Origin of the sequence: Sulfurimonas sp. (genome assembly GCF_023228785.1) — a bacterium.
GTDB lineage: Bacteria > Campylobacterota > Campylobacteria > Campylobacterales > Sulfurimonadaceae > Sulfurimonas.
In genome coordinates, this window is sequence record NZ_JALOAN010000003.1 from 65228 (window position 1) to 81018 (window position 15791).

23 protein-coding genes are annotated in these 15791 nt (G+C 29.6%); 3 read left to right on the forward strand and 20 right to left on the reverse strand.

The genetic code is table 11. The features are described from left to right. The 5 genes from M0Q24_RS01405 to M0Q24_RS01425 are packed head-to-tail and all read right to left on the reverse strand — an operon-like array spanning window position 1 to window position 5559. Window positions 1-1134 (reverse strand): hypothetical protein, encoded by a 1134-nt coding sequence (locus tag M0Q24_RS01405; RefSeq protein ID WP_295046174.1) that lies wholly within the window; start codon window positions 1132-1134, stop codon window positions 1-3. Next, a complete protein-coding gene (locus tag M0Q24_RS01410; RefSeq protein WP_295046177.1) occupies window positions 1131-2270 on the reverse strand; it encodes a hypothetical protein in 1140 nt (379 codons plus the stop codon). Before M0Q24_RS01410 ends, M0Q24_RS01405 begins: the two co-directional genes overlap by 4 nt. After that, the gene (locus M0Q24_RS01415) at window positions 2263-3660 is read right to left on the reverse strand and encodes a restriction endonuclease subunit S (RefSeq protein WP_295046180.1); all 1398 of its coding nucleotides are present in this window, start codon (window positions 3658-3660) and stop codon (window positions 2263-2265) included. The genes M0Q24_RS01410 and M0Q24_RS01415 overlap by 8 nt, the downstream gene beginning before the upstream one ends. After that, window positions 3653-5287, reverse strand: coding sequence for an N-6 DNA methylase (locus M0Q24_RS01420; RefSeq protein ID WP_295046183.1), 1635 nt, complete (start codon window positions 5285-5287; stop codon window positions 3653-3655). The genes M0Q24_RS01415 and M0Q24_RS01420 overlap by 8 nt, the downstream gene beginning before the upstream one ends. Further along, window positions 5284-5559 (reverse strand): hypothetical protein, encoded by a 276-nt coding sequence (locus tag M0Q24_RS01425; RefSeq protein WP_295046186.1) that lies wholly within the window; start codon window positions 5557-5559, stop codon window positions 5284-5286. The genes M0Q24_RS01420 and M0Q24_RS01425 overlap by 4 nt, the downstream gene beginning before the upstream one ends. 303 nt (window positions 5560-5862) lie before the next feature. On the opposite strand from M0Q24_RS01425, the gene M0Q24_RS01430 reads away from it, so the two are divergent. Continuing rightward, complete coding sequence (locus tag M0Q24_RS01430; RefSeq protein WP_295046189.1) at window positions 5863-6297, forward strand: energy transducer TonB; 435 nt, start codon at window positions 5863-5865, stop codon at window positions 6295-6297. A gap of 10 nt (window positions 6298-6307) precedes the next feature. Here M0Q24_RS01430 and M0Q24_RS01435 read toward each other — a convergent pair whose 3' ends face one another. The 13 genes from M0Q24_RS01435 to M0Q24_RS01495 all read right to left on the reverse strand — a co-directional run bounded on the left by M0Q24_RS01435 (window position 6308) and on the right by M0Q24_RS01495 (window position 12084). Continuing rightward, complete coding sequence (locus M0Q24_RS01435) at window positions 6308-6469, reverse strand: hypothetical protein (protein WP_295046191.1); 162 nt, start codon at window positions 6467-6469, stop codon at window positions 6308-6310. Between the two features lie 114 nt (window positions 6470-6583). Next, window positions 6584-6913 carry a hypothetical protein gene (locus tag M0Q24_RS01440; RefSeq protein WP_295046194.1) on the reverse strand — a complete coding sequence of 110 codons (330 nt, stop codon included), beginning with the start codon at window positions 6911-6913 and terminating at the stop codon, window positions 6584-6586. Further along, on the reverse strand, window positions 6913-7350 hold the full coding sequence (locus M0Q24_RS01445; protein WP_295046197.1) for a hypothetical protein: 438 nt from the start codon (window positions 7348-7350) through the stop codon (window positions 6913-6915). Before M0Q24_RS01445 ends, M0Q24_RS01440 begins: the two co-directional genes overlap by 1 nt. Window positions 7351-7361: 11 nt before the next feature. After that, window positions 7362-7808 (reverse strand): hypothetical protein, encoded by a 447-nt coding sequence (locus M0Q24_RS01450; RefSeq protein ID WP_295046200.1) that lies wholly within the window; start codon window positions 7806-7808, stop codon window positions 7362-7364. Further along, window positions 7808-8242: a type II toxin-antitoxin system antitoxin SocA domain-containing protein gene (locus tag M0Q24_RS01455; protein WP_295046204.1), complete on the reverse strand. Its 435-nt coding sequence runs from the start codon at window positions 8240-8242 to the stop codon at window positions 7808-7810. The genes M0Q24_RS01450 and M0Q24_RS01455 overlap by 1 nt, the downstream gene beginning before the upstream one ends. A 267-nt stretch (window positions 8243-8509) precedes the next feature. Then, window positions 8510-8827, reverse strand: a complete 318-nt coding sequence (locus tag M0Q24_RS01460) for a hypothetical protein (RefSeq protein ID WP_295046207.1) — start codon at window positions 8825-8827, stop codon at window positions 8510-8512. Beyond that, window positions 8824-9081 (reverse strand): hypothetical protein, encoded by a 258-nt coding sequence (locus M0Q24_RS01465; protein ID WP_295046210.1) that lies wholly within the window; start codon window positions 9079-9081, stop codon window positions 8824-8826. The genes M0Q24_RS01460 and M0Q24_RS01465 overlap by 4 nt, the downstream gene beginning before the upstream one ends. A gap of 37 nt (window positions 9082-9118) precedes the next feature. Further along, window positions 9119-9385, reverse strand: coding sequence for a hypothetical protein (locus tag M0Q24_RS01470; RefSeq protein WP_295046212.1), 267 nt, complete (start codon window positions 9383-9385; stop codon window positions 9119-9121). Further along, window positions 9336-9488 carry a hypothetical protein gene (locus M0Q24_RS01475; protein WP_295046214.1) on the reverse strand — a complete coding sequence of 51 codons (153 nt, stop codon included), beginning with the start codon at window positions 9486-9488 and terminating at the stop codon, window positions 9336-9338. Before M0Q24_RS01475 ends, M0Q24_RS01470 begins: the two co-directional genes overlap by 50 nt. A gap of 236 nt (window positions 9489-9724) precedes the next feature. After that, on the reverse strand, window positions 9725-10522 hold the full coding sequence (locus M0Q24_RS01480; protein WP_295046217.1) for a serine protease: 798 nt from the start codon (window positions 10520-10522) through the stop codon (window positions 9725-9727). After that, complete coding sequence (locus tag M0Q24_RS01485) at window positions 10519-11247, reverse strand: endonuclease (protein ID WP_295046219.1); 729 nt, start codon at window positions 11245-11247, stop codon at window positions 10519-10521. The genes M0Q24_RS01480 and M0Q24_RS01485 overlap by 4 nt, the downstream gene beginning before the upstream one ends. A 42-nt stretch (window positions 11248-11289) precedes the next feature. Continuing rightward, entirely contained in the window at window positions 11290-11565 is a 276-nt protein-coding gene (locus M0Q24_RS01490; protein ID WP_295046222.1) for a hypothetical protein, read from the reverse strand. Window positions 11566-11772: 207 nt separating this feature from the next. Next, a complete protein-coding gene (locus tag M0Q24_RS01495; RefSeq protein ID WP_295046227.1) occupies window positions 11773-12084 on the reverse strand; it encodes a hypothetical protein in 312 nt (103 codons plus the stop codon). A 163-nt stretch (window positions 12085-12247) separates the two neighbouring features. Between M0Q24_RS01495 and M0Q24_RS01500 the strand changes: the two genes are divergently transcribed. After that, entirely contained in the window at window positions 12248-13159 is a 912-nt protein-coding gene (locus M0Q24_RS01500) for a DUF488 domain-containing protein (protein WP_295046229.1), read from the forward strand. Window positions 13160-13254: 95 nt separating this feature from the next. Beyond that, on the forward strand, window positions 13255-13998 hold the full coding sequence (locus M0Q24_RS01505; RefSeq protein ID WP_295046232.1) for a hypothetical protein: 744 nt from the start codon (window positions 13255-13257) through the stop codon (window positions 13996-13998). A gap of 10 nt (window positions 13999-14008) precedes the next feature. On the opposite strand, the gene M0Q24_RS01510 is transcribed toward M0Q24_RS01505, so the two are convergent. Both M0Q24_RS01510 and M0Q24_RS01515 read right to left on the reverse strand, forming a co-directional pair. Continuing rightward, window positions 14009-14860 carry a hypothetical protein gene (locus tag M0Q24_RS01510; protein WP_295046234.1) on the reverse strand — a complete coding sequence of 284 codons (852 nt, stop codon included), beginning with the start codon at window positions 14858-14860 and terminating at the stop codon, window positions 14009-14011. 69 nt (window positions 14861-14929) lie between these two features. Next, window positions 14930-15586 (reverse strand): NYN domain-containing protein, encoded by a 657-nt coding sequence (locus M0Q24_RS01515; protein ID WP_295046236.1) that lies wholly within the window; start codon window positions 15584-15586, stop codon window positions 14930-14932. Window positions 15587-15791 lie beyond the last annotated feature (205 nt).

Consider the following 15791-nt stretch of genomic DNA (forward strand, 5'->3'; position numbering starts at 1 on the left):
TTAGTTGTCGTAAATATTTAGAGTGTGCAGAAGTTTAAATATTTTTCCGTTCTCTTGATCATCATCAATGTCTAACTTTTCAAGCTCTTCAATTTTTTCTTTTAACAATCCCATATGTTCAATAAACCATTCATCATTTTTCATAGCTACAATAAGCTTCCATCCAATAGTGTTGATTTCACTATTTTTATTGTTGTAAATCAAAGAATTTTTAATCATTGAGAAGAAAAATTTAACTACTTTAATTCGGCTATCTCCAGAAACTATATTTCCATGTTCATCAACAACTTTCCAGATACCAAAACAATATTTTTCATGATCAAAAATATTTTGCTCTTCCAAAATACTTTGTAAATTTGTATTCATTGTTAGACAACACTTTACAAACTTAGATTCCTCTTCATCTGATGCAGTTCCATTTCCAATCTTAAAGATTTGACCATTATCCTCTCTAAAAGCTATTTCTTGTGCTTGTATTGGGTCAATCGTATCAATTTCTGCACGATCATTCCAGTCAGCAAATATACTCAATGTCTTTTCATTAAAGTTAGCAGCACCAAGTAAATAAAAATTACTAGGGAAAATAAGCTCCAATGATGAACCAGAGATACGGTTTGTAATTGGAATTGATACAATCTTTTCATTTAGATCTTTAATTTTACCAATTAAGATATTCCACTTTGCAATAAAGTGCTCAACAGTTTCAAACTCTTCCTCATTTAGTAAATTTAAATCTATGCCAGCTTCTGTAATAGTTTCTTCATATTCTGCTAAATCTACTTTTTGTTGACCTTTAAATAGAGGGGTGTATTCTGATAAAAGACTTGATATATCTTGATTATGAAAGTCATCCAAAAAAACTATATGAGGTTTCCCCGGTTGAATAATTGCAGACATTAAAGTTTTTAAGAAATCTCCAAATCGAATCGTTTTATTTATGACATCATACGAAAGGGCTAAATCTGTATTTTGTAGCCCTTTATACTCATTACCCACCCCGCCAGAGACAGGAATTGGGATGTAATGTTCACTCTTTAAATCTTTAAACAAAGGATTCTCTAATAACTGTTTTTTTTGAAAACCATGACTTTTACCAGTATTTGGTTGACCAATCTTAAAATATATATTATTCATCTAGTTTCCTTGTTAATAAATCCTAATAAAAAGTTTTTAAAAGGTTTTTGTTTATCTTTTTTGGTTTCTGGAACTGCTATTTCAGTATTTATTCCTGATTTATCTTCTAACACAAAAAGTTCACCACCGTCAAGAGATTTTAAATCTTTTAAATCTATATGTATTTCATCTAAAATGCTCGAAAGGTCTATATCATCTTGTTCAACCGTGTTTCTTCTTTCACAGTCAGACTCTATAAATCCTAAACCATCTTTGATGTAACATTGAAAGTCATCTTCATCATAACTTTTATGACCTATGAAAAGAGATTTATCTTTTTCATCAGTGATATAAGCATCACATTTAAGAAAGTCTCGGAAGAACATTCGATAATCTTCAAGTTTTCCAAAAAATACAATAGTTGTTTCATCTTTTGATAGCTTATCAAAAGTTTTTCTGAACTGAACAAGCTTAGAAGATTCTCCCTTTGGATTATTAGTTTTACTTTGGTAAAAGACATCGTAGTAGTTAAACACCTTGATTTTTGAAAACCGTTTATCCATATCTCCAACTGTCAAGGTACCTGAATGTATACTTATTTTTCGTTGATCATCATCTTTTGAAAATGTACAATCAGACAAATCAAACTTTTCACGAAATGCTGTCTCTAAATCTTCTTCGTATTTGTGAAACATGAAGTCGGTAGAATATCTTTTAACACCCAAGTCGCCTTCTGGATAAGCACCTCCGCCAAATTGAGGATTAAAAACGACTAGATCATATTTTTCATCATCAAAAGCATTAGAATCTAATATGTCATTGCCTTTTATATCAGCGTTTATCTCTTCTAATTCTTCTGTAAAATTTGCATTGTCAAAATTTTTATCGTTTAATACAAGACGAGTGAATTCGATGTCATTATCAAGCAGCAAATGAGCTGTAAGGTTAGCACTACCAAATGTCAAATCTATAATACTTTTACAGTTAAAAATTTTTAAGTTATGTATATACCCAAAAAATTTAGCTCTATCAGTTGCAATATCAGTTGCAACAAAATATCTTAGCTCATACCTCTTAGGCTCTTTGTTGCTATTCTGATGATTAACAAATGAGTTAATTTGATCTAATACTTTTTGTTTTAACTCTTTTTCAATCATTGGTGTGTCCTTTAAAAATCTCATTCAAAAAAGCATTATCAACAACATCGCATTTTGTGTTAATAGAACTAGTTAAATCTAATATTTGATTTTTCCATAAATTGAATGCTGCAAAAAATTCAATTATTATCTTTTGCATTTCCAATGAGGTATATTGCTTTGTTGATTGCGGTGTCATAATTTGAATTTCTTTTTTAGATTCATCATTTAATGTCATTCCATTGTTAGTTTGAGTTCCATGTTTTGGATATTCTAGCATGCAGTTGTATGCAACATATTGATTAAATATATTATCATGAACACTGATAATATCTATTGCTTCATTACAGTAAGCAGGCTTGTCGGAGTTATATATTTTTACAACCCCAACAGTTAGCTTGAATGAAACTAATATATCGCCCTTCTTAATCGGTATAAGTTTTTCAGACTTACCAGTATTCTGTTTATCGACAGTCTGTTTTATGAGATCCATGGTTGTTTTTTCTTTTGTATTAGGCTCATTTATATACATGCCATCAACAGCATTCATATCAGCAACAGTAAACCAATTTATATCACCTTCTGGATCTCTTTTTGGAGTAAATCCCATTCGTTTTTTACATATAGAATCCTCTGGGTTATCTGCAATTACTCTTTTGATGTCAAATTGAATATCATTTCCATCAATTTCATATGATTTTAATTGTGCCCACTTATTAAATTGTTGAATAATAAATGGATCCTTCATTTCAAAAATTTTGCTCAAAATCGCTTTATCAGTTTTGTAAATCTTTTCTTGCATAGAAATCATTTTTTTTCTAAGTATTTCAGTTTGTTTTTTTTGATATTTTAAAAAATCTACGAAAACTTGTTGCACATTAAAGGAATTGTATTCATCATCAATGTCTTGCGGAATAAAAATATCAAAATCATACAACTCATCTTTTGTCATAGAACTATAAAAGCCCCCACTGTCTTTTTCAAGGTTTATTCTAGCTTCAATACTTTTTAAGTACATGAAGAGATATGTCATATCTATATTTGGATTTACTTTTATGGCAGCTAGTCCTCGACCGATACTAATATGTTCCGTTGATATATTTACTGCTCCTGCTGGTGCTCTCATTGAAATTAATATATCATCTTTATCAGCTGTTTTTTTACTATTCGTTGTCCATTTTGTTGGCTCTCCAATATATACATTTGTAAATTCTGTTTTACCTTGATAAAATGGAAGACCATTGCCCTCAGTATTTAAACTGGGTCCATCAGGAGATTGACCCATGGTAATTGAGGATATGTCGCTTAGTTTTTTCTCTTCAAAGACAATATCCTCAATATTTAAATCTTGGTATTGATTGGTCTTTTTTTGAAACTCATTAAATTGGTTAATAAATGCATCACTAAACACGAAACATCTCCTGTACACTGTCATACAGTTCGCTTACAAGATCTTTGATTTCAATTTCTAGCTGAGCTATATCAACATTTTCACTATCATCTCTAAAACCTATTTCACTGGAAATATCAATTTTATTACGATTGTTATCAAGGGTTTTGCTGATGTATTCAAAATCATCTGCTCGGTACATATAGTCAAGGATTGTTTCTATATTTTCATCAGAATATGAGTTTTTCATCTTGTCTTTTGGTTCTGGATGTGATGAATATAGTTCATCCTCTTCTGTATCAAGCTTAACAATTTTAATTTGCTCACTAAAATCAGTATTCAAGAACCATAAGTGAGAGCTAATGTCTGTATTTGTAAACATTGCTTTTGGTTGTTCAATAACTGCTTCTACAATTTCCATATCAAAGATATGTGATCTGATTTTTGACTCGCTAGAAGAATCAGCACCAGTAGAAATCAATGTACTTGAACTAATAATACATGCTTTTGCATTTTTATTACGATTGGTTTTCTCTTTAAGCATCAGATTAATAATATGTTGCATAAACAAAAACTGACCATCTGATTTTTTAGGTAAAACGAGCTTTCCTTTTTCATCCCTAATCACTTCAAAATTACTGTTATCTTTATTCATATCTTCAACAATTTTGTCATAATCATGCTTCCAATCAACTCCAAATGGCGGATTGGCAATTATGAAATCGAATGATTCCTCTCCGTTAATACCCTGTGCAAATGCTGGATTAGTTAATGTATTTCCATAAGCAATTTGATTTTTGATACCTTGTGTTTTCCCATCAAGAGAAGTAATCTCTAAAAAGATTTTTGACAGTATCCAGCTTTGACCATTATATTCTTGACCATATACTTCAATTTCTTTTGCAGTCTTTTTTCTTCTACCAGTAGAAGTTCTATTTAATTTGGTATCAAAATAGATAGCTGATTCGATAACCATAGAACCAATTCCAGAAGTTGGGTCATACACAGCAATTTTTTTATTTTTTCTCATAGCATCAAGAGCAGAAGCACAAGCTAAATGAATAATTGCTTTTTGAGTAAAGTGCTGCCCAGTTAAAGTACCAGATAGTTTTTTCATTCTTGCAATTGTTACTTCGTATAAATCTTTATACTTTTCTGATGGATACCCTACAAAATGAGCTTTACCTACATAAATATCTAATACCATTTCTAAATAATGAGGTTCTTCAAGTTCCTCGATATACTCAGATAATGTAAATGTTTTTTTGTGGTTCAAGTATTTCAAACAGTTATCATCAGTAGATTCAGATACAGTATTCTGAGCAGGTGTCATATGACTTGGTTGAGTAAAATATAAAAGATTTTGTCCAAGATTTTCAATGTCAGCTATGATATTTAAAAAAGTTTTTAGAGTATTTTCCGCTTCATATTTCTTGTACTGTTTAGCAGAAAGTCCAAAGTTGTTTCTCCAGTCAAAGTTGAATTGGAGTTTTTTATTATCCACGAGCAGTTTAAGTGCCATAAATGAAAGTATTCTTTGATCATATACTGTTTCGTTTATACCGATTCCTCTTAAAATATCAGCATAAGCCCAATAAAAATCACCTAATTTATTTGTCTCTTTTTTCATGTCTGGTATTTTACTCATTTTTTATCCTTTTGACTAGCTGTTTTATTATCGCATGTAGACTTCTCTCTCCATTGTGCGACAGTTCTAAGTAGATCATCTTCACTAAGCATAGACAATAAGCACATAATGCTCTCTGCTGCCTTTGGTGTCAACTTTCCACTTAAATATTTATCGTAAGTGCTTTTTGAACAGTGAATTCTTTCTGCCATTTCTTTCGAAGGAATATTCTTTCTCTTCTCACTTGTAGCAATATTGTTTTGAATAGAAATAAACAGCTCTTGTAAATCCACCTGTGTCACCTACTTAATAAATTATCTAACATTATTATAGCATAAAAATATAAATAATGATTTGTATTATATTCATAATTATTATTTTAATATTAAATTAAAGTATATATATAGTCAGTATAGGTAATTTAATATATTTAAATATTATTTTTATGATTATGATTAGTATTATAATACTATTTATATATATGAAATTTTATAAAAAATATGTCAAAAAAGTTAGAAATATTTCATTTTGCCTTATTTTTAAAGAGGTTCAAATCGTAAAACCCAGGGTATACTTGTAAAAAAGAGGGAGTTTTTATGAAAAAGATTTTAATTATTTTATTGTTTGCTGTAGGAATAGCAACTTTAAATGCGAACTCAATAAAACATATAGCAGAAGATCGAAACAGCATTAAAAGCTTATATGGAGATGAGTTTAGTAAATTCACGCCAGGACAACAGCAATATATACTGAATAATAAAGAAATTATGAGAAGAATAACTCAGCAAGTTCTTAGTAGAATTGCAAGGGTTAATTTACCAAAAGATTTAAATGTAAATAGCGATAACACAGTAGAATTTTACTTACATCCAAAAGGAACGATGACTAATTTTAAAGTAATAAAAACAAGTGGTTACGATATTTTGGATGCAACTTCAGAACAGGTTATTTTAAATGCCTATAATAAATATCCCAGACCAAAAGAAATAACTTTGATTCGTTATAATATTTTTTATAAATTAAAAAGATGATGATTAATGGTTAGGTTTGTAGTTTTAACCACTTTATCCGCATTTCACTACCATAAGATAGGTTCCATCCTGAGATATCCTGAATCTCTTTTAGTGTTGGAACCTTGTCTTTATACAAATATTTGAACATACTATCAATCTCTTCTTCACAACGGCGATAAGTTGTATTCATTGCTACATGAAGCACCTGCTCGAATTAGAATTGAAGATTTTTGTAATTGCTCAACAAAACTGCTCCATGATAAGAAACAACTTATTTTAAGACTGAATTATTAATTATAAATTCTTATTGTCTTCGCAGTTTTGCCATAATTGTATCTTTTACTTCTTCTAATATTTTAGAATTGCCAATAACAACAACTCCTAAAAAATTAAAAATATTAAAAATAGCTACTTCTGCGTGAGTAACAATTCCATTGCCTTTTGCTTTTTCATTTGCCAATCTGTATCCATAATAAACTTTATACCCTGCAACAAGCTCACTTTTGTTTATGTAAGGTTTATCAGCTAGTGCAGAATTATCTTCTTCTATTGTATCAGCAATTGAATAAACCAAATTATCAAAAGCTTCTGAATCATTTTCAGATAACAATAATAACTCCTCTATCTTACTCATTATAAAGCTCCTTTTTTAATAATACTTTCTAGATATGCTTTTTGTTCTAGTGAAAAATCTTGAAAGATTACTAAGCTATCATTCTCTATAAGTATAGCACGAGAATAATCAATATTAATATCCAAGTGATTCACACATATCTTTGTTCCTGAAGCTAGAGTTTTATGCTCTTGATTCTTTTTCTTTAAGCTAGTAAATGTTTTATTTAAAATACTCAGAATATTTTTAAACTCATCTTCCGATAAAGGCTTATCTATATTCCACAAAGTTTTTTCAAAATTATCAATAAAAGTTATTTTTTTATATGAGGATAATTCTTCGTTGCACTTGAAAAACCTATAATATACAATTTTATTTAATCCTAAATTGTTAGCTATTGGATATTGCTTACAATTATAATGCACTCCATTAAAAAACTTCTCACTACAATAGGTCAAGCCATTCCTTCTTAAGTATGTTTTTTAAGAGATGGGCAAACTTCATGTTCTGGATCCCACCAAATTATTTTCAGTGCAAACCTATCTCTTATGCCCCATATTCTTTCTTTTCCAGATATTCTTAATGAAAACAACTCATCAATATCGTTGCAACCAATTTCTACTAACCTTTTTTGTGCTTTTTTTGTAAGCTTATTAATCTCAATGTTATGGCTACCTTTTTCTTTCAACTCAGCCCAATTAAGATTTTCTTTAAAGTTAATTTTATTAGATAATATATCCCATCTTTCACTGGTGTCTATATTAGACCATCCCCAAGGTCCATCATTGTCAATTAAATTAAATTTCCAAGAAGGTTCGTGTCTATCAAAACTATCAGGAATTTTAGCAGACAACCTAACCTCTTTTGATGTTTCAGAGTCTAATATATATTTTGGAATCTTTTTTTTCTTAGCCATTATAAAGAACTATAATATTCCATCATTGAAGCAGTGGTTATAACTTCATTGCATCTATCACCCTCTTCAGTATTAGCTTTCTTTCTCGCCTCTTGCCAAGGAGATTCACTATGCGTTCTATCACTTAACCATTGAGATGTTTTTTTACCATATGTTTTTAAGACTATTTCAATAGTTTCTTTTTGATTAAGTGTTATATTGCTGATATTACCTTCTTTAATTCCATCTAAATTATACAAACCTCTATGTATAGCGTATAGCTCTGGAGCGACTGGACCATTTGCCCATGCTTCAATATTCTCATTAAACAATTCTTCTTCATCCCACACAAGAGACCATACCTGAGAATAATACACGAGTTTTTGTAATTTCATCGCTGTCATAACACCTTGTTGCTCTAAAATATATTTAGCAACATCATATACACTAGCCATATTAGAACTCCTTATCACAAACAAATTTTGAAATAATATCAAAACAAGTTTAACATACACTTGCATAAATGCCCTTTTATACTCATTTATATACATATATATGAGTATAAATGTAACAAGCTCTGTATAATTTCGTATTTTTATCATTTATGCTCAGCTACTGCCACAAAATTGACTTAGAAAAATCTTCATATATAACCCTATTTTCACAATCAACTTATTTCCTACGAAACTATCACTTAATGCAGTTTTTTTTGATTTTAATTTTTAATCTCTATCCATCACATGAGAAAAATCAAACTCCTCAGCAAATCTTCCATCTTCTGCAAAGTAGTCCTTATAAAGAGTTTTTTTACTTGGAATTAGTGTGTAGCTAGAGTAAACTCCCTCGCTATCAATACCACCACCTTCTATATAAGTCTCAGGATAGTGGATAATCCTACCACCTGAACCTGCTCCAAAATGCAAAGCATAAGCTCCACTTCTATCGATCTTTTCTCCTCTTTCAACTATGAAGTCATTAACTGCATCAATTAATCTTCCATGTAGTGAATCTAGTCCGTGTCTTTTTATTTCTGTACTCATTGTGTTATCCTTGTGCCATAACTATTACTCCCACTATCCCCAACAGCAGCTAACTTATTTGCTTTAGTATTACTAGAGCTTAGTATATACTCTACATAAGCTCTATCGTTTATACTTGCTTTTAGTTCAAGAGGTACTTGTATTTCAAACATACGACTATTATTAATATAAGATGTTTTAGATTTTTTTGTTTTTTCTTGGGTATTATCTTTACCTTTATACTGATTGTCGTTGTCAAAATATTCTCTACTCATTATAATACATACCTCTTCATTTAATTATTTGTATTCTCTAGCAATACACAGCTGAACGACTACCACTATAACTAGCATTTTGAATTTTTATACTCTCGTCTTTGATAAGTTCTTTAATTTCCTGCATAAAATTATACGAACCATTCGCTGTGCTATTGAACTTTAAATAGTATGTCTTAAAATCATCAGCACTAACACCATCAGTCTCTGCAAACTTTTTAAGCGTAGCTCTTAGTCTAGCTTCACTAAGTCCACTATTCATCTCTTCTCTTAGCTCTTGGCACTTCTCTTTTAAGTTGTGCATTTTCTTCTTGCATATCTTTTAGTAAGAAAATAGTTTTTGCAAACGCTTCGCTTATTAACTCTGTTCTCTCATCTATTGTTTTGATTGTTGCTTCTAAGTTCATGGTTAATGCCTTTGAAATAATTTTATAACTAAAGTATACCAAATGATATTTATTTTTACTTTGTTATAAATACATCTCTACGCTCCAGCTTCTTCTATAAACAGTTCAAAGCTCTTTTTTAACAGAAAATATATTTTATACCCTTTTATCCAAAAGTTACTAAAATATAGTAGTTTGCTTATTATATGAAGAGCTGGTTGTGTGTAATTTACTAGCAGAATATGGCGTAGTATAAGTCACTTCCCAAATAATCTCTTATTAGCTTTCATAAAAATAATTTGAGCCTGTTCTGTAGTTAAATCTCTATTTTTAACTTTTTCACATAGTCCTAAAAATAAAGCATGATACTCTTGTATATTTAGATTACTAGATTTAGCATGTTTACTCCATACAGCTAAATCATCTTCATTTTGACAGTATGAGTGATCATAGTTATTGCTACTTGATTTTTGAAGTTGTAGAGGTTTGTATTTATCAATAATTGACTTAAAGACATTTACAGTAGCCCCAAATGAGGTATTATCAAGCATGTCTTTGTTTAGTGCTACTGCTACTAGTTCATTTTTAGAGTTAAAGATACCACCGCCTGATGTGCCTTTTGAAATTTCAACATTTATAATCACACCATTTTCCTCTACTTTTGAAACAATGCCTTTAAGTAGTAGATTGTCGTAACTTAAAACATGAATATCATCTGCAAGTTTTGGAGTTGTAGTTGAGAGCTTAGCAAAGCTTATTTCTTTTGCCTCGATATAAAGATATGCTAAATCATGCTCTACTGATATCTCTCCTATAGTTACATTATGCTGATTGCCCTTATAATCAACCACTACAACACTTTTAGCTGAATCTACATTATGATATGCAGTAATGAGTTTACCATCGCTAGAGATAGCTACTGCTGTACCTAAGCCTTTAATTCCATCAACTGTTTGAACATCTAGTCTGTAAGTTAATTTTTGAGCAATTTTTACATCAAACGCATGTATTGATATGCTGCAAACAAGTAGCAATAAAATAAGTAGTTTTTTCATTGTCCGATAAACTTATTAAAGTTATCTTGAACTTTATTAATTCTTTTGTTTCTCTCTATCTCCCAATCATTAGGAGGGTATTGCTTGTTCCATGCGTTAAACTTTTGCATCTCTTGCTTAGATATGCTCATCTCATACTGTTTATTGAAGTAAAGATAGGTTCTAGCAACTATGCCTCGTACATCCTCTTTAATTCTAGCTCTTTTGCCTTTAAAATCTACCTCAAACTTGCACTCTCCATACTGAGTTGCATTTGGTAGCTCAAAATCAAATCTATAGTTGCTTCTATCGGCATTAAGCTCTCCAATAGCAGGGTAGAGATTGTGCATATCAGCTTGCATTATTCTATACTTCTGATTGACCTTTTCGCAACACTTGCGACCTTTGTAGGTTTTGCCTTTTGAGGTTACACACTTAGAGTCTCCATCTCTCCAGCAAGAGAATTGTCTTCCAAAGTTTTCAGCAGGGATGAGATGCTCCCATTCGATGCGTTTTGCCCTTATATTAGCTTTACCTTTCTTGGTGTATTCGTTACGAGGAATATATCCACAAGATGCTCTATCTATCATATTTGATTTGTCTGAGTAGTTGTATTTGCATCCACAATAGATGGTTACTTGGTGGTCACTATGGATTTTACGGAGCTCTTTTTTTGACTTGGAGAATGATTCGTTAGCAGAGAGCAAAAGCGTTGTTAATAACACTAATAATAGAAATAGTTTCATTAAATACCTAGTTAATAAGTTGATAATTAAAAATAGTCTAAATTAACCTTCATCAACTGCATCGTCGATACTATCGTATAGTTCTTTCGCAATTTGTTTAATCTGATTTGTTTTTTCAAATTTTTCTTCTTCTAGTTCTGAATGTAAATATTGAATTTCACCAGTATCCTCGTCAGATATAACAAAGTTAGAGCTATCTTCCCTACTCTCATTAAGCTCAATAACTCGGCTGATTGCAGCTTCTCTAGAGAACTTCTTATTCGCAATAAGATAAGCAGCTTCTTCAGACATAGATTTGATTACTTCTTCTTTTGACATTTTGTACCCTTTTTAAAGATTTTTTAATTGTACAATAAATATATTTTTATCAAAAGGTTTATCTGTTTTATTTTAACTTTTTAGATTTTGTAGGCTCATTTGTATTTATTTCATATAATTTATTTATTTTATCTGTATTAGTTTCATACAGTTCATTTATTCCTTTATGTAGTGCACATTTTAGTTTGTCGTCTGACAGTAGAATATTTATATATTTGATATTATTAACGATGTAATGTATTCTTCTAATTCCAAATCATGTTTGGCGCATTTTTCATTTGCCAACTTTAAAGCTTTTACTGGAAGTATATTATGTAAAGCAGCACCTCTGTTTCTAGATTCTTTCAATTTTTTATTTTCTAAAAACAACTTAAATGCTACTTCCGCTTTCTTGGGAACCTTTTTTTGCTTAGACCAGTTGTTTGATATACTAGTTTTGCTATACCCTAGATATTCAGCTGTTTCTTGCAAGTTAATGTCATTATCTTTTATCCAATCCATAAACTCACTATAAGTCAAACATATTCCTTATTTTTTTTCATCTGTATAATACAATAAAAAAATATCTATTTCAATAAAATATATAAATAATTCAATTATTTAGTAGTAAATATACAATATTTTATTAATTATATGCAATAAAATATTGATTTTATCTATTAATTTAGCTATAATACATGTTATGAATAAAAGAACACAACCAGCTTTTTATAGGCAAAAAATACTATTGGCTTTACTTCATGCTTTTGGTGGAAAACTATCGAAGCTTGATTTGCAAAAATTATTATTTTTATTTGTAGAGGAAGTCATGCCAAAAAAAAAGGCTTATGAATTTATTCCTTATCACTATGGATGCTATTCCTTTCAAGCTAATGCAGATCTCAAAACGATGCATAACTACTCTTTTGTTGATCTAAATAATACAGATAACTTTATTGAAGAAAAAGAAAATGGCTTCAATCCTATACAATTATTAAAAGAAAAAGACCAAAATACACTTTTGACTTTCTTTGAAAAATATAAAAATTTAAAAGGTGATGAGCTTATCGCTTACGTGTATAAAAATTATCCATACTACACTTTAAATAGCAAGATTGCTTATAAGTTTTTAGATAAAAAATATACAAAACAACCAAAGCTTTTTGCAGCTTCTGAAAATTTATTTACAATAGGTTATGAAGGTATCACATTCGAAAACTATATTAATAAACTTATAGAAAACGATATTAATATACTATGTGATGTAAGAAAAAACCCATTCAGTATGAAATTTGGATTTTCAAAAAATATATTAAAACATGCTGTTGAACAAGTAGGAATTAAATATATACACTTGCCTGAACTTGGTATAGAATCTGAAAACAGACAAGAGTTAAATAATTTAGATGATTATAAAAAACTTTTTTTAGAATATGAAAGCACTACTTTAAAATCAGAAGGTGCACAACAAGCATTGGAGTATATAGGTGAAATTGCAAACGAAGAAAAAATTGCTCTAACATGCTTTGAAAAAGACATAGAGTATTGCCATAGAGGAGTAATAGCAAAGTCACTAAAAATTAAATACGGAATAAGCTATAATAATATTTCATAAATTGTAATTTAGGAAATATTATTTTAACAACTACTAAAAACATATTTATTACAGCAAAAACATATCCAACAAGGTCTAAAAAGTACAAAGAACTAGTGTGTACAGCTGGTATCACAGAAGATGGTGAATGGATACGTATATATCCTATTCCATTTAGAACACTTGAGGAGTATAGAAAATTTAAAAAATATACATGGATAAAAGCTGAAATTATTCCTGACAGTAGTGATCCTAGAGTAGAAAGCCACAAAATCAATACTTCTTCTATAGAATTATTAGAGCACATCCCACCTAATAAACATTGGGTACAACGCAAAACTTTAATATTAGAACAAACCAAAATATATAAGAACCTTGACGAAATCATCAACGGAGCCAATATTCACAATAATTTATCTTTGTGCACATTTAAGCCAACTAGATATATTGACGTAGAGATAATAAATAACCCTATTGAAGAATTGACAGAAAAAGAAAAAATAGATTTTAAAAATGCAAATATGTCTTTGTTTGATGCAAATTCTTGTGAAGTTGAATTTACAGCAATGCCGCATGTGCCTTATAAGTTTAAAATAAAATTTGAAGATGATTCAGGAAGAGAGAGTTCCATGAGTGTTATTGATTGGGAAATTTCTCAGCTATATCTAAACTATCAAAAAACTCCTATGTTAGGAGCCGAAAAAGTTAGAGAAAAACTATTAACTCTCTTCAAAAAAGACTTATATTTATTTTTGGGCACTATGAGACAAATGCATATTAGAAAAACAAAAAATCCATACACTATTATTGGGCTATTCTATCCACCTAAAATAGCAAGGTACCAGGGAACACTATTTTGAAGCTAGACAACTACTCGCTTTTATCTTTTCTTATATCAATTATATAGCTTAGAGGAGTACTGTTTTTGTAATCAAACCGTTTCAGTGTAGCTTTTTCAAATCCAGTACTTTTTGCTACTATGGTTGAGCTATTATTCTCATGGATAAAAAATGATTGTTGATTTTGATAAATCAGTATCCCATTTATATTTTTATCGTTTTGTTTTATAGAAATATATTGTTTATCAAAATTTGCTAACGATAGACCTGTTTGATTAATGATAATTGCACTTAATAATGGCTGAAATAAGATAAATACTACAACGAGGATAATTTTATGTCCTATTTGCATATTTGTATATTTGTTGAAGATATACAAATAGTAAAAATTTAATAAGAATAGAGCAATAAGAGATACATCAAATTGAGTTAAGATAAGTACAGTTCCTGATGCTGGAATCAATACTTTATCTAATAAATTATCTTTTGCAAAGTATCCATTTGATTTTTTGTAATTATGCTCTTCAGATAAGTTCGCAATAACAAATATTCCAATTATGATGATTGCTGGTGCAAGGTAAATTAAATTTATCTCATAGTTAATATTACTTACAATTTTAAATAAAAGCAGAGGAGCAAAAGAAATAATAAATAAGGCAGATAGATTTATTTTGATTATTTGTTTTAATGAAAAAAACAAAACCCAAACTATCGAAATGCCTGATAAAAGCCCAAGTCCTACAATTTGTTTTATATCAATATCTACAAATGAAAATCCATTAATTCCCATATAAAATGAAAAAGTAATATAGCCAACAAAAATAACTATAAATACAAGTAGTTGCCAATAATTATTAGAAATTTTTTCAATAAATTTATTCATCTATTTTATCTTTTCATGTATGATAAAGTTATTGTAATATTATAAACTTATAATTACACAATCAAGGAGTTAAACAGACGCGTTTAGTTCTTCGAAAGATTTTGTAATAATTCTATCTGAATGAACTTTTATATCGTTTGCTATGTGATTATTTTCATTAAAGTTTGCTATATTCACTTCTAGTCCATTAATCCTTGCAGTTTTTAATGCAGGTATCATATCTGTATCTTTTGAAAATACAACTATTTTATCGGCATGCTTATTATAAGATACTTCTGATATGTCCAAACCAATAAGCATATCTACTTGTTTCTGCACAATATCTGGTCTACCATCATTATGGACACCTCTTACTTGCATTTTTCCTGTTCTTAATGCTATAAAGTCTTCATTTACCATCTCGTCTAAAAAATTTTTAGCTAGGTTGTATATTCTATCTTCAACACCTATATTGTCTAGATATTCTTGATAAGATCTTTTTTTTCCTTCGCTTCGAAGCTGGTCTTTAATTTCGTTATCCTTAAGTGGCTTTGCTGTGTAAAAAAATATTCTGTAATACTCTTCTTTTTCCTCATCAAGGAATACTTTAAAGAGTTTAGATATATGTTTGGGATTATTGAAATCAAAAGAATCAAAAGGTGTAGAAGTTCTGCGGGCTCGATTTTTTATATTTTGAATAATCCTTCTAAGGTTATCCCAATCTACAAAAAATGCTACTTTCTTCATAAAATTACCTTTTTGATAAAAAAAAAGGGTTAAATCAATATCCAAAGCCCACTAGCGGATTAGTTCGTGGGACTAATATGGATACTAATTTAACCCTTCTCTATATGAAGTATTATCGTCAAAAAAAGCTTTATGTTTAATTAAAAAATAGAATTAGCAATATCTATTCCAAATAATTAGTGGAATGATACATAGTTATGTTAAA

Coding starts and splice junctions, on each gene's coding strand:
- M0Q24_RS01405 (WP_295046174.1), bottom strand. CDS start 1,134: ATGAATAATATATATTTTAAGATTGGTCAACCAAATACTGGTAAAAGT.
- M0Q24_RS01410 (WP_295046177.1), bottom strand. CDS start 2,270: ATGATTGAAAAAGAGTTAAAACAAAAAGTATTAGATCAAATTAACTCA.
- M0Q24_RS01420 (WP_295046183.1), bottom strand. CDS start 5,287: ATGAGTAAAATACCAGACATGAAAAAAGAGACAAATAAATTAGGTGAT.
- M0Q24_RS01430 (WP_295046189.1), top strand. CDS start 5,863: ATGAAAAAGATTTTAATTATTTTATTGTTTGCTGTAGGAATAGCAACT.
- M0Q24_RS01435 (WP_295046191.1), bottom strand. CDS start 6,469: ATGAATACAACTTATCGCCGTTGTGAAGAAGAGATTGATAGTATGTTC.
- M0Q24_RS01440 (WP_295046194.1), bottom strand. CDS start 6,913: ATGAGTAAGATAGAGGAGTTATTATTGTTATCTGAAAATGATTCAGAA.
- M0Q24_RS01450 (WP_295046200.1), bottom strand. CDS start 7,808: ATGGCTAAGAAAAAAAAGATTCCAAAATATATATTAGACTCTGAAACA.
- M0Q24_RS01455 (WP_295046204.1), bottom strand. CDS start 8,242: ATGGCTAGTGTATATGATGTTGCTAAATATATTTTAGAGCAACAAGGT.
- M0Q24_RS01460 (WP_295046207.1), bottom strand. CDS start 8,827: ATGAGTACAGAAATAAAAAGACACGGACTAGATTCACTACATGGAAGA.
- M0Q24_RS01465 (WP_295046210.1), bottom strand. CDS start 9,081: ATGAGTAGAGAATATTTTGACAACGACAATCAGTATAAAGGTAAAGAT.
- M0Q24_RS01470 (WP_295046212.1), bottom strand. CDS start 9,385: ATGCACAACTTAAAAGAGAAGTGCCAAGAGCTAAGAGAAGAGATGAAT.
- M0Q24_RS01475 (WP_295046214.1), bottom strand. CDS start 9,488: ATGAACTTAGAAGCAACAATCAAAACAATAGATGAGAGAACAGAGTTA.
- M0Q24_RS01480 (WP_295046217.1), bottom strand. CDS start 10,522: ATGAAAAAACTACTTATTTTATTGCTACTTGTTTGCAGCATATCAATA.
- M0Q24_RS01485 (WP_295046219.1), bottom strand. CDS start 11,247: ATGAAACTATTTCTATTATTAGTGTTATTAACAACGCTTTTGCTCTCT.
- M0Q24_RS01490 (WP_295046222.1), bottom strand. CDS start 11,565: ATGTCAAAAGAAGAAGTAATCAAATCTATGTCTGAAGAAGCTGCTTAT.
- M0Q24_RS01500 (WP_295046229.1), top strand. CDS start 12,248: ATGAATAAAAGAACACAACCAGCTTTTTATAGGCAAAAAATACTATTG.
- M0Q24_RS01510 (WP_295046234.1), bottom strand. CDS start 14,860: ATGAATAAATTTATTGAAAAAATTTCTAATAATTATTGGCAACTACTT.
- M0Q24_RS01515 (WP_295046236.1), bottom strand. CDS start 15,586: ATGAAGAAAGTAGCATTTTTTGTAGATTGGGATAACCTTAGAAGGATT.